14 protein-coding genes are annotated in these 12,224 nt (G+C 55.5%); 11 read left to right on the top strand and 3 right to left on the bottom strand.

The annotated features are described in order from the left end of the window. Positions 1-8 precede the first annotated feature (8 nt). The 4 genes from rpoE to rseC are packed head-to-tail and all read left to right on the top strand — an operon-like array spanning position 9 to position 2,700. The gene (gene rpoE, locus ACTJJ1_RS19865; protein WP_004929136.1) at positions 9-584 is read left to right on the top strand and encodes an RNA polymerase sigma factor RpoE; all 576 of its coding nucleotides are present in this window, start codon (positions 9-11) and stop codon (positions 582-584) included. 30 nt (positions 585-614) lie between these two features. Beyond that, a complete protein-coding gene (gene rseA / locus ACTJJ1_RS19860) occupies positions 615-1,268 on the top strand; it encodes an anti-sigma-E factor RseA (RefSeq protein WP_004953606.1) in 654 nt (217 codons plus the stop codon). Then, positions 1,268-2,227, top strand: a complete 960-nt coding sequence (rseB, locus tag ACTJJ1_RS19855; RefSeq protein ID WP_013814182.1) for a sigma-E factor regulatory protein RseB — start codon at positions 1,268-1,270, stop codon at positions 2,225-2,227. The genes rseA and rseB overlap by 1 nt, the downstream gene beginning before the upstream one ends. Beyond that, positions 2,224-2,700, top strand: coding sequence for a SoxR-reducing system protein RseC (rseC, locus tag ACTJJ1_RS19850; RefSeq protein ID WP_004953599.1), 477 nt, complete (start codon positions 2,224-2,226; stop codon positions 2,698-2,700). The genes rseB and rseC overlap by 4 nt, the downstream gene beginning before the upstream one ends. On the opposite strand, the gene ACTJJ1_RS19845 is transcribed toward rseC, so the two are convergent. Beyond that, a complete protein-coding gene (locus ACTJJ1_RS19845) occupies positions 2,697-3,536 on the bottom strand; it encodes a hypothetical protein (RefSeq protein WP_440834982.1) in 840 nt (279 codons plus the stop codon). The genes rseC and ACTJJ1_RS19845 overlap by 4 nt on opposite strands. 541 nt (positions 3,537-4,077) lie before the next feature. Here ACTJJ1_RS19845 and lepA point away from each other — a divergent pair. From lepA to acpS, 7 genes are all read left to right on the top strand, one after another. Then, the gene (gene lepA / locus ACTJJ1_RS19840) at positions 4,078-5,877 is read left to right on the top strand and encodes a translation elongation factor 4 (RefSeq protein WP_004953591.1); all 1,800 of its coding nucleotides are present in this window, start codon (positions 4,078-4,080) and stop codon (positions 5,875-5,877) included. A gap of 32 nt (positions 5,878-5,909) precedes the next feature. Next, positions 5,910-6,887: a signal peptidase I gene (gene lepB / locus ACTJJ1_RS19835; protein ID WP_004953588.1), complete on the top strand. Its 978-nt coding sequence runs from the start codon at positions 5,910-5,912 to the stop codon at positions 6,885-6,887. 182 nt (positions 6,888-7,069) lie between these two features. Continuing rightward, a complete protein-coding gene (rnc, locus tag ACTJJ1_RS19830) occupies positions 7,070-7,750 on the top strand; it encodes a ribonuclease III (RefSeq protein WP_004953587.1) in 681 nt (226 codons plus the stop codon). Further along, the gene (gene era, locus ACTJJ1_RS19825) at positions 7,747-8,655 is read left to right on the top strand and encodes a GTPase Era (RefSeq protein WP_004953584.1); all 909 of its coding nucleotides are present in this window, start codon (positions 7,747-7,749) and stop codon (positions 8,653-8,655) included. The genes rnc and era overlap by 4 nt, the downstream gene beginning before the upstream one ends. 8 nt (positions 8,656-8,663) lie before the next feature. Continuing rightward, a complete protein-coding gene (gene recO / locus ACTJJ1_RS19820) occupies positions 8,664-9,395 on the top strand; it encodes a DNA repair protein RecO (RefSeq protein ID WP_004953582.1) in 732 nt (243 codons plus the stop codon). A 72-nt stretch (positions 9,396-9,467) separates the two neighbouring features. Next, positions 9,468-10,199, top strand: coding sequence for a pyridoxine 5'-phosphate synthase (pdxJ, locus tag ACTJJ1_RS19815; protein WP_440834978.1), 732 nt, complete (start codon positions 9,468-9,470; stop codon positions 10,197-10,199). Beyond that, positions 10,199-10,579, top strand: a complete 381-nt coding sequence (gene acpS, locus ACTJJ1_RS19810; protein ID WP_006318461.1) for a holo-ACP synthase — start codon at positions 10,199-10,201, stop codon at positions 10,577-10,579. The genes pdxJ and acpS overlap by 1 nt, the downstream gene beginning before the upstream one ends. Before the next feature lie 63 nt (positions 10,580-10,642). Here acpS and ACTJJ1_RS19805 read toward each other — a convergent pair whose 3' ends face one another. Both ACTJJ1_RS19805 and ACTJJ1_RS19800 read right to left on the bottom strand, forming a co-directional pair. Next, positions 10,643-10,903 (bottom strand): YfhL family 4Fe-4S dicluster ferredoxin, encoded by a 261-nt coding sequence (locus tag ACTJJ1_RS19805; protein WP_062868309.1) that lies wholly within the window; start codon positions 10,901-10,903, stop codon positions 10,643-10,645. 53 nt (positions 10,904-10,956) lie between these two features. Beyond that, the gene (locus ACTJJ1_RS19800) at positions 10,957-11,805 is read right to left on the bottom strand and encodes a MurR/RpiR family transcriptional regulator (RefSeq protein ID WP_004952146.1); all 849 of its coding nucleotides are present in this window, start codon (positions 11,803-11,805) and stop codon (positions 10,957-10,959) included. Positions 11,806-12,224 lie beyond the last annotated feature (419 nt).

Genomic DNA, 12,224 nt, shown 5'->3' with positions numbered 1-12,224 from the left:
TACCTCGGATGAGCGAGCAGTTAACGGATCAAGTTCTGGTTGAGCGGGTCCAAAAAGGCGATCAGAAATCGTTTAACTTACTGGTAGTGCGTTACCAGCATAAGGTTGCGAGCCTGGTTTCCCGATATGTACCGCAGGGCGATGTGCCCGATGTGGTGCAGGAGTCGTTCATTAAAGCCTATCGCGCACTGGAATCGTTCCGTGGGGATAGCGCTTTCTATACCTGGTTGTATCGAATTGCCGTGAACACGGCAAAGAATTATCTGGTTGCTCAGGGGCGTCGTCCGCCGTCCAGCGATGTGGATGCCAACGACGCTGAAAATTACGAAAGTGCGGGAGCACTGAAAGAAATTTCGAACCCTGAGAACTTAATGTTGTCAGAAGAGCTGAGACAGATAGTTTTCCGTACCATTGAGTCTCTCCCCGAGGATCTTCGCATGGCGATTACCCTCCGGGAGCTGGATGGTCTAAGCTACGAAGAGATAGCTGCCATCATGGATTGCCCGGTAGGAACCGTACGCTCGCGTATTTTCCGCGCCAGGGAGGCTATCGATAATAAAGTTCAACCGCTGATTCAACGTTAGCAATGGCGGACACAGGAAGGGTACTTAGGCATGCAGAAAGAAAAGCTTTCCGCTCTGATGGATGGAGAATCGCTCGACACTGAGCTGCTGAGCTCATTGTCAAATGACAGAGCGCTTCAACAAACCTGGCAGAGCTATCACCTGATACGCGACACACTACGGGGTGATATCGGACAAGTAATGCATCTCGATATCGCAGATCGTGTTGCTGCTGCACTTGAGAAAGAACCTGCTCGTCTGGTTCCTTCCGCAGTGCCGGAGTCTCAGCCGCAACCGCACACCTGGCAGAAAATGCCGTTCTGGGACAAAGTGCGCCCCTGGGCCAGCCAGATCACTCAGATTGGCATGGCCGCCTGTGTTTCGCTGGCGGTGATTGTAGGCGTACAGCAATACAATCAACCGGCAGCGCAGCCTGGCGCAGCTGAATCGCCGGCGTTTAACACCCTGCCGATCATGGGACAGGCGTCACCGGTTAGCCTCGGCGTACCGGCAGACAGTTTCTCCACCGGCAGCGGGCAACAGCAGCAGGTGCAGGAACAGCGCAAACGTATTAACGCCATGCTGCAGGATTATGAATTGCAACGTCGTTTGCATTCCGATCAGCTGCAGCTTGAGCAAAGCAACCCACAACAGGCTGCCGTTCAGGTTCCCGGAACCCAGTCTTTAGGAATGCAACAGCAGTAATGAAGCAACTTTGGTTCTCCGTCTGTCTATTGACGGGCAGCCTGCTCTACTCAAGCATCGCCCCGGCGCAGCCCACTGCGTCCGGGGCGTTGTTACAACAGATGAGCAGTGCCAGCCGTTCACTCAATTACGAACTCGCCTATATCAGCATCAGCAAGCAGGGGATTGAGTCGCTGCGTTACCGCCATGCGGTAATCGACAAGCAGCCACTGGGTCAACTTTTGCATATGGATGGGCCGCGCCGCGAAGTATTGCAGCGCGGTGAGGGCATTAGCTATTTTGAGCCAGGTCTGGAGCCCTTTACGCTGTCTGGCGATCATATCGTCGATGCGTTGCCGGCTATCGTCTACGCCGATTTTGACCGCCTGGCGAAATATTACGATTTCATCTCTGTCGGCAGCACCCGAATCTCCGATCGCCCCTGCGAGGTGATCCGTGTGGTTGCGCGTGATGGTTCGCGCTACAGCTATATCGTCTGGATGGATGTGGATACCAAGCTGCCGCTGCGGGTGGATTTACTCGATCGTGATGGCGAAACGCTGGAGCAATATCGGGTGATTTCGTTTGTGGTGGGGCCGGAAGTGCAAGGCGTGATGCAGGGGCTGATCAAGGCTAATCTGCCGCCTTTGCTGTCGCTTCCTGCGGTAGACAACGTCAAACTGGGCTGGAGCACTGGCTGGTTGCCGGCCGGCGTGGATGAAGTGGCGCGTAATCGCCGTAAATTGCCGAACGTGACCGAACCCGTCGAGACGCGGCTATACAGCGATGGTCTGTTCAGTTTCTCGGTCAACGTCAGCCCGGCGGGCAGCGGTGCCGGTCAACAGTATTATCGCCAAGGGCGGCGTACTATTCAGACTGAAGTGCGTAACGGCAACGAGATCACCATCGTTGGCGAACTGCCGCCGGCGACGGCCAAGCGTATCGCTGACAGTATTTCCTTCAAGGTGTCACCACAATGATGAAAGAGTGGGCCACGGTGGTTTCGTGGCAACAAGGCGTAGCGTTGCTGCGCTGCGAACCTAAAGCCGGCTGCGGCAGTTGCAATGCCCGTTCGGGCTGTGGCGCGCGCGCGTTGAACGAACTGGTACCGGAAACCGAACATCAGTTGCAGGTGCGCATCGAGCAGCCGCTTGAGCCGGGGCAGCGGGTTGAAGTGGGTATCGCCGAAGGTAGCTTGCTGCGTTCGGCTATGCTGGTCTATCTGACGCCGTTGCTGGGTATGATGTTAGGCGGGAGCCTGCTGCAATATTGGATGGGCACCGATGCCTCCGCGGCGCTCGGCGCGCTGCTTGGCGGCGGCGCGGCCTTTATGTTGGCGCGTAGCCTGGCGCACCGCCTCGGCGAGCAGGCGAATTACCAACCCATAGTTCTGCAAATCGGTTTGCCGCCTGGGGCCATGCGCCTGCAGACGGACACTGAACCCCTGCGCTAAAACTGCTGCCGCGTCATCGCCGTATTATGATAGGCGGGGATGCGGTTGTAGATCATATGCTCCAGCAGCGCCATAAACAGATCGGCGCTTAGCAGCGAAAAATACCCGACCGTAAACAGCGCTTTGCCCTGATTATCCAGCAGGCGGATGATGCCGCGCTGCGTGTTATTCTCCAGCGTGCGGATCTGCTCAATCGGAATACTCCCCTGCGGCGTGATCAGCGCCGTAGCGCTCAGCCGCAGCGTTTGGGGCGTTTGCTTCTTGCGCTTGCCTGGCAGTAAATGGTTCAGCCAGAGGGCACTGCAGCTCAGATAGCTAAACGATAGCACTTCCCCCTGATAAAGCGCATTCAGCGCCTGTGGTCCACGCAGTTGGATTTGTTGGCTGATAATGACATCGGCCAGCCGCCAGGAATGGGACAGATTGCTGAACACTGTGCACCAAGGGTGTTCGGCAGAAGTACGAAATGCCATCACGTTGCACAGCCCGCCAAACAAGCGCCCACCGCGAAAACGATAAATATCGCCAATTTTTTCAAAGGGGATAAACCGTTCTTTGTGGTTATGGTCATTAATCACCCGAACGCCGTGCTCATACAGACGATAAGTCAGCGTTGGCCGCAGACAGTGGCGCAGCGCCAACAGACTGCTGCCGAGTAAAATAGTGGCTGCGCCGGTTTGCAGCAAGGTCAGTACCGCATTTTCATCCATGTTGCTCAGCAGCGGCAGCAACAGCAGCACCGCACCGACAGTTAACAGCAGCGCTGCCGCTGCCAGAATGCCCCAATTGACCTTGGAAAAATCGTGCCGGCTCAGCATTTGCCCTTTATCGATCATTACGCACCTTCCAATCAACGTACAGAGATATGCTGGTGAACTCCGGTGGGCATGCCGATGTAGTGCCCTGAATAATATTTTGTCGCGGAGTTCTGTCCCATTTCTATAGGAGGCTCCGAAGAGCGTATATGGGTATTTTCCGAAAGCCGGAGGGGCGGAATGCAATTCTAAGATGTTGATCCCAATATTATTTATTCAAGATTTAGGAAGGGGTTTATTGCGTTATCGGCGGTTATGTATTAGCGCCGAAGATGAAGGTATGCGCGGCACATGATTTCCGTTGATTCGGTGGTGCTGGCAGTGGTTTTTCATTCGTCGGCTTTTGTTAACATCTTCTTTCACAACCTGGAGCGCCGTGTAACACTAAAGTGCGCATAATAGAATGCCTTCACTGCACCGATCGCTAGGTTTTCAGTGTTGTGGCATGTAGAATGCAGCGATTCAGGCGGAAGACGGCCGAACCCATTCACTGTCGCTTTAGGTCCATACGGGTTTCTATAGGCGAGTAATTCAGAAATACCAAGGCAGAAAAACTTTTATAATGAAGCATATACGAAATTTCTCCATTATTGCCCATATTGACCACGGTAAGTCGACGCTGTCCGACCGTATTATCCAAATTTGCGGTGGCTTGAGCGAACGCGAAATGGCTGCGCAGGTGCTTGATTCTATGGATCTTGAGCGCGAACGTGGCATTACCATCAAAGCGCAGAGCGTAACGCTGGACTACAAGGCGACAGACGGTCAAACCTATCAACTCAACTTTATCGACACCCCAGGGCACGTTGACTTCTCCTACGAAGTTTCTCGTTCACTGGCTGCCTGCGAAGGCGCACTGCTGGTGGTGGATGCCGGGCAGGGCGTAGAAGCTCAGACGCTGGCCAACTGTTACACCGCGCTGGATATGGATCTGGAAGTGGTGCCGGTACTGAACAAAATTGACCTGCCGGCCGCCGATCCCGATCGCGCCGCGCAGGAAATTGAAGACATCGTTGGCATCGACGCCACCGATGCGGTGCGCTGCTCGGCCAAAACCGGCGTCGGCGTGCCGGAAGTTCTCGAACGCCTGGTGCGCGACATCCCACCGCCGGAAGGCGATCCTGAGGCGCCGTTGCAGGCCTTGATCATCGACTCCTGGTTCGACAACTATCTGGGCGTAGTTTCCCTGGTGCGAGTCAAGAACGGCACGATGCGCAAGGGCGACAAGATCAAGGTGATGAGCACCGGCCAGACTTATAACGCCGATCGTCTCGGGATCTTTACCCCGAAACGTGTCGATCGCGACGTGCTGAACTGCGGTGAAGTAGGCTGGCTGGTTTGCGCCATTAAAGACATCTTGGGCGCGCCGGTGGGCGATACCCTGACGTTGGCTCGTCAACCGGCAGACAAAGCGCTGCCAGGTTTCAAAAAAGTGAAGCCGCAGGTTTACGCAGGCCTGTTCCCGATCAGCTCGGACGATTATGAAGCCTTCCGCGACGCGTTGGGCAAACTGAGCCTGAACGACGCTTCCCTGTTCTATGAGCCAGAGAGCTCCACCGCGCTGGGCTTCGGCTTCCGCTGTGGTTTCCTCGGCCTGCTGCACATGGAGATCATCCAGGAGCGTCTGGAGCGTGAATACGATCTGGAGCTGATTACCACCGCCCCAACGGTAGTTTATGAAGTTGAAACCACCGGCAAAGAAACCATTTACGTCGACAGCCCGTCCAAGCTGCCGCCGCTGAACAATATCATGGAGCTGCGCGAGCCGATCGCCGAGTGTCACATGCTGATGCCGCAGGAATTCCTGGGCAACGTAATCACGCTGTGTATCGAAAAACGCGGTGTACAGACCAACATGGTCTACCACGGCAACCAGGTCGCGCTGACCTACGAAATCCCGATGGCGGAAGTGGTGCTCGACTTCTTCGACCGTTTGAAATCCACCTCTCGCGGTTACGCGTCGTTGGATTACAACTTCAAACGCTTCCAGACGTCCGACATGGTGCGTGTCGACGTGCTGATCAACAACGAGCGCGTGGATGCGCTGGCGTTGATCACCCACCGCGACAACTCGCAGTACCGTGGTCGTGAACTGGTGGAGAAGATGAAAGAGCTTATTCCGCGTCAGCAATTCGATATCGCTATTCAGGCCGCGATCGGCACCCATATCATCGCGCGTTCCACGGTGAAGCAGTTGCGTAAAAACGTTCTGGCTAAATGCTATGGCGGTGACGTCAGCCGTAAGAAGAAGCTGTTGCAGAAACAGAAGGACGGTAAGAAACGCATGAAGCAGGTCGGTAACGTTGAGTTGCCGCAAGAAGCGTTCCTGGCCATTCTGCACGTGGGCAAAGACAGCAAGTAACTGCGATAAGGTCGCGTAATTAGGGAGTTTGCATGGCGAATATGTTTGCCTTGATCCTGGCCATAGCTACATTGGTTACCGGGATCATATGGGCTTTTGAGCGCTTCAAATGGGCGCCGGCCCGCCGGCAGAAGATTGCGGCGGTGAATGCACAGGCTACGGGCGCAGTAGACGATAAAACGCTGGCGAAAGTGGCGAAGCAGCCAGGTTGGATCGAAACCGGCGCGTCGGTTTTCCCGGTATTGCTGCTGGTGTTTGTGGTGCGTTCGTTTATTTACGAACCTTTCCAGATCCCATCAGGTTCAATGATGCCGACGTTGTTGATTGGCGATTTTATTCTGGTGGAGAAATATGCCTACGGCATTAAAGATCCAATTACCCAGACCACGCTAATTGAAACCGGTCATCCGAAGCGCGGCGATATTGCGGTATTTAAATATCCGCTGGATCCGAAGTTGGATTATATCAAGCGCGTTGTCGGTCTGCCGGGTGACCGGGTGACTTACGATCCGGTTAATAAACGCGTGACCGTTCAGCCATCCTGTAATAACGGCCAGTCTTGCGAGACCGCACTGGCGGTGACATACAACGATGCGCAACCAAGCGATTTTGTACAGATGTTCAGCCGCAGCGGCATGGGCGAAGCCAGCAACGGTTTCTACCAGATCCCATTGAGCGATAACGTGCCGCAGGGCGGTATTCGCCTGCGCGAGCGCCAGGAAACGCTGGGCACTGTCTCTCACCATATTCTGACCGTGCCGGGCACGCAGGATCAGGTGGGCGCTTACTACCAGCAGCCGGGTAAGCAACTGGCGGAATGGGTTGTGCCGGCGGGGCATTACTTCATGATGGGTGATAACCGCGACAACAGCGCCGACAGCCGTTATTGGGGCTTCGTACCGGAGAAAAACCTGGTGGGTAAAGCCACGGCTATCTGGATGAGTTTTGAAAAGCAGGAAGGTGAATGGCCAACCGGCGTAAGGTTTAGCCGTATTGGTGGAATTCATTAATCACGCGTTTATAAACGCAGCATTATATTTCCACTCGTTGTAGAATACCTCCTCGAGCGATAAAAAGTTGGCTCCCTGTTGGGAGCCACTGCAAACGAAACAGCTTTGGATTGGCTTTCGGCGAAGCAGGCCTGTTCCGTATGCTGCAAGTTTTTGACGCATTCTTGATCTATTGGTAACTCATGAACCCCATCGTAATAAACAGGCTGCAGCGGAAGCTGGGCTACACTTTTCAACAGCAGGAGCTCTTACTGCAAGCGTTGACTCACCGTAGCGCCAGCAGTAAACACAATGAACGTCTTGAGTTTCTGGGTGACTCTATTCTTAGTTTTGTCATCGCCAATGCGCTCTACCATCGTTTTCCTCGCGTAGACGAGGGCGATATGAGCCGCATGCGTGCCACGCTGGTGCGCGGCAATACGCTGGCAGAGATGGCGCGCGAGTTCGACCTGGGTGAATGTCTGCGCCTCGGGCCGGGTGAGTTGAAAAGTGGTGGATTCCGCCGCGAATCAATCCTGGCGGATACGGTGGAGGCATTAATTGGCGGCGTGTTCCTGGATAGCGATATCCAAAACGTCGAACGACTGATTTTGGACTGGTATCGTAGCCGGTTGGACGAGATCAGCCCCGGTGATAAGCAGAAAGACCCGAAAACCCGCTTGCAGGAGTTTTTACAAGGTCGTCATCTGCCGTTGCCTTCTTATCTGGTGGTGCAGGTTCGCGGTGAGGCGCACGATCAGGAGTTTACTATCCACTGCCAGGTGAGTGGTTTGAGCGAACCTGTAGTGGGTACCGGCTCAAGCCGCCGTAAAGCCGAACAGGCAGCAGCGGAACAAGCGTTGAAAAAGCTGGAGCTTGAATGAGCGAAGAAAAACAATACTGTGGTTTTATTGCGATAGTCGGTCGTCCCAACGTGGGCAAATCCACGTTGCTCAACCAACTGCTGGGGCAAAAGGTCTCCATCACCTCGCGTAAACCGCAGACGACCCGTCACCGCATTATGGGTATCGACACCGATGGCGCCTATCAGGCTATCTACGTCGACACCCCGGGTCTGCATATCGAAGAAAAACGCGCCATCAACCGTTTGATGAACCGCGCGGCCAGCAGCTCAATCGGCGACGTAGAGCTGGTGATCTTCGTAGTAGAAGGCACTAACTGGACTGCCGACGATGAAATGGTGGTCAACAAGCTGCGCAGTCTGAAATGCCCGGTCCTGCTGGCGATCAACAAGGTCGACAACGTTACCGACAAATCCAAGCTGTTGCCGCACATTGCGTTCTTGAGCCAGCAGATGAATTTCCTCGACGTGGTGCCAATTTCTGCCGAAAAAGGCATGAATGTGGACACTATCGCCGCTATCGCGCGCAAGTTGCTGCCGGAAGCGGAACACCACTTCCCGGACGATTACATCACCGACCGCTCCCAGCGCTTTATGGCGTCGGAAATCATCCGTGAAAAGCTGATGCGTTTCCTGGGTGAAGAGCTGCCTTACTCGGTTACGGTCGAGATCGAACAGTTTGTGCCGAACGAGCGCGGTGGTTACAACGTGCACGGGTTGATTCTGGTCGAGCGCGAAGGCCAGAAGAAAATGGTCATCGGCAACAAAGGCTCGAAGATCAAAACGATCGGTATCGAAGCTCGCCACGACATGGAACAGATGTTTGAAACCAAAGTGCATCTGGAACTGTGGGTGAAAGTGAAATCGGGCTGGGCGGACGACGAACGTGCGCTGCGTAGCCTGGGCTATACCGACGACCTGAAGTAACTTCTCCAATGGACGGCTGGGAGCGCGCTTTCGTCCTGCATGGGCGACCGTACAGTGAAACCAGCCTGATGCTGGACATGTTCACGGAAGGTCATGGGCGGGTGCGCTTGCTGGCAAAAGGCGCGCGCAGCCGCCGCTCCAATCTAAAGGGTTGTCTGCAACCCTTTACTCCCCTGCTAGTGCGCTGGGGCGGCCGTGGCGAAGTGAAAACGCTGCGTAACGCCGAAGCGGTTTCTCTCGGTTTACCTCTCAGCGGCATGATGCTGTACAGCGGCCTGTACGTGAACGAACTGTTGTCGCGGGTGCTGGAGCAGGAAGCCAACTACTCGGTATTATTCTTCGACTATCTGCAATGTCTGCAGGCGCTGGCGGCGGAAGATATTTCCCCGGAGCAGGCGCTTCGTCAGTTTGAGCTCGCACTGCTGAATCACCTGGGCTATGGCCTTGATTTCCTGCACTGCGCCGGCAGCGGCCAGCCAGTGGACGATGGCATGACCTACCGTTACCGCGAGGAAAAAGGCTTTATCGCCAGCCTGGTGGTGGACCATTACAGCTTTACCGGCCGCGAGCTGCGTGCGCTGGCAGAGCGTCAGTTCCCCGATGCGCAAACCTTGCGTGCCGCCAAACGCTTTACCCGCATGGCGCTGAAACCCTACCTGGGCGGCAAACCGCTGAAGAGCCGCGAACTGTTTCGTCAGTTCGTCCGCAAGCAGCCGGATACGCCGGTCGACGACGCCTGACCTTTTCCCCTTTTGCGGCCCTGCGCCCGCGTGTAAACTGCTGGCACTGAAAATCGTTTTTAGAGGGTTGTCATGGCTGATTTGCTGCTGGGCGTTAATATCGATCACATCGCCACGTTACGTAACGCGCGCGGAACCCAATATCCGGATCCGGTTCAGGCGGCATTTATCGCCGAACAGGCGGGGGCTGACGGGATTACCGTGCACCTGCGTGAAGACCGCCGCCACATCACCGATCGCGACGTGCGTATCCTGCGTCAAACCATCCAGACGCGCATGAATCTTGAAATGGCCGTGACCGACGAAATGTTGGATATCGCCATTGAAGTGAAACCGCAGTTTTGTTGCCTGGTGCCGGAAAAACGTGAAGAGGTCACCACCGAGGGTGGGCTGGACGTTGCCGGGCAACAGGACAAAATGGCCGTGGCGGTTGAGCGTTTGACACAGGCCGGCATTTTGGTGTCGTTGTTTATCGACCCGGATCATCGCCAGATTGATGCGGCGGTGGCGGTTGGCGCACCCTATATTGAAATCCATACCGGCGCCTATGCCGAAGCCACAGGCGAGCTGGCGGTGAAGGCCGAGCTGCATCGTATTGCGGTCGCGGCTACCTATGCCGCCGGCAAGGGCCTGAAGGTCAATGCCGGTCATGGCCTGACTTACCATAATGTTCAACCGATAGCTGCGTTGCCAGAGATGTATGAACTGAATATCGGGCACGCCATTATCGGCCAGGCAGTAATGAGTGGATTGCCGGCAGCGGTTGCCGACATGAAATTGCTGATGCGGGAAGCGCGTCGCTAATGGCCGTACTGGGGCTGGGTACCGACATCGTTGAGATGGCGCGCATTGAAGCCGTGGTGGAGCGCAGCGGCGATCGCCTGGCACGCCGCGTGCTGAGCGCAGCCGAGTGGGAGGTGTATCAGCAGCATCAGCAACCGGTCCGCTTTCTCGCCAAGCGCTTTGCGGTGAAAGAAGCGGCCGCCAAGGCTTTCGGTACCGGCATCCGCAACGGGCTGGCATTTAATCAGTTTGAAGTTTTCAATGACGGTCTCGGCAAGCCGAACATTCGTCTGCACGCTCGCGCTGCGGAGTTGGCGCAGGAGATGGGCGTTACCGCCATCCACGTCTCGCTGGCGGATGAACGCCGTTACGCCTGTGCAACGGTCATTATCGAAGGGTAAGGCGGTATCGGCCGTAAAACAAAAGGGCGCCTGTTGGCGCCCTTGTCGATCGGAAGGTAGCGGTTACAGCCGATCGGCGTGATGCAGCATCACAAACTTGTCCCACAGCTGTTCGTTGCTTTCACTGTGCTGCGGGTTAACGATAATGGTGTTATCGATCGGGCATACCTGCTGGCAGGTTGGGATATCGTAATGGCCAACGCACTCGGTGCAGCGATCGGTGTCGATCTGGTAGATATCCTCCCCCATCGAAATGGCCTGATTCGGGCATTCCGGCTCGCACATATCGCAGTTGATGCATTTGCGTGTGATTAGCAGGGCCATGGTTTATCTCTCATCATTAATAGGGGTATTTTGCGCAGCGCGGATTATAACGTCTAAACCAGTTTTTTCACTAACTGTTCGCTGTGTTTGATACGGTCGCGGGCATGATCGAGATCGTGCTGAATCAAGGCCATGAACAGCAGGTCGGTGAGGGCGAACTGGGCGGTGCTGGAAGAAATAGCGGCGCTGCGGGTATTGGGTTCCTCTGCGATGGTATACAGGCAGTGATCGGCGCGTTGCTGCAGCCCGTTCGGCGAGAAACTGGTCAGCGCCAGCACCTTGGCCCCGGCCAGGCGGGCTTCCTCCGCCGCCAGGTTGATTTCCCGCCGTTCCCCGCTGAATGAGATCGCCAGCAGCAAATCCCGCTTGTCCAGTGCCTGTACTGCCGCCAGTTGGACGTGCATATCCGGCTCTGCTATCGCCATCACGCCAATTTTCAGCAGCTTGTAGGAGAAATCCTTGGCGACCAACCCGGAAGCGCCGATCCCCACCAAAATGATCCTTCGCGCCTGACGCAGCATATCCAGCGCCTGATGCAGACGCTCTTCGCTATTGATATCCAGCGTGGCGCGCAACGCGGACTGCTTTTCCACCAACAGCTTTTCGCCGACCGTTTTCAGCGCATCGCTGCTGAGGATCCGGTTATGCACGGTGACCGCCGGCTCGGCCTGCGGCTGGGCCAGGGTTTCGCTCAGCGCCAGCTTCAATGCAGGAAAGCCTTTGTAGCCCATCTTCTGAGCAAATTTCACCACGCTCGACTGACTGACTCCCGCCAACTGGGCCAGCTTTTGCGAGCTGAGATGGCGCGCCTGCTGAGCATTATGCAGCAGGAAATCCGCCAGTTTGCGGTCGTTTTGAGCCAGCGTTGGATACATCTGACGAATGCGAAGAAGGGTACTCATAAGGTTGTGTCCCATAATTGATCGTGGCACCGTCGCAGACCCAAAAGTCCGTAATCAAGGCGGAGGGTGCAAAGCATAGCGGACCTATGTTTAAACCCGACAACACAGAGTGCGGGCTTTTGGGGCGCGACCCGAAGGGCTGGGGCCATTTGAACGCGCATCGGTGTTACGAGCCGCTTATTTGGCCCACCAAACCTCACGACTCGTGCCTGGTTGCGCGCTCACATGACCGCCAGCGGTGCTCGCGTGCAACTATGGGGCGCAACCCGTATTTCCCTGGAAACCAGCGGGTATTCTGCCACGCCGGCGGCGAAAACGCGCAGTGAAAATTTTTTGTGAGCTCGTCTTTAAAATAGCAAATAGTGCTCGCTTTAATGAATAAAATATTCAAATAATGTTTTTATGTTTGGAATTAAAAA

Origin of the sequence: Serratia sp. 22264 (genome assembly GCF_052045345.1) — a bacterium.
Taxonomy (GTDB): domain Bacteria; phylum Pseudomonadota; class Gammaproteobacteria; order Enterobacterales; family Enterobacteriaceae; genus Serratia; species Serratia plymuthica.
This window is presented reverse-complemented; position numbering and strand designations above follow the sequence as displayed.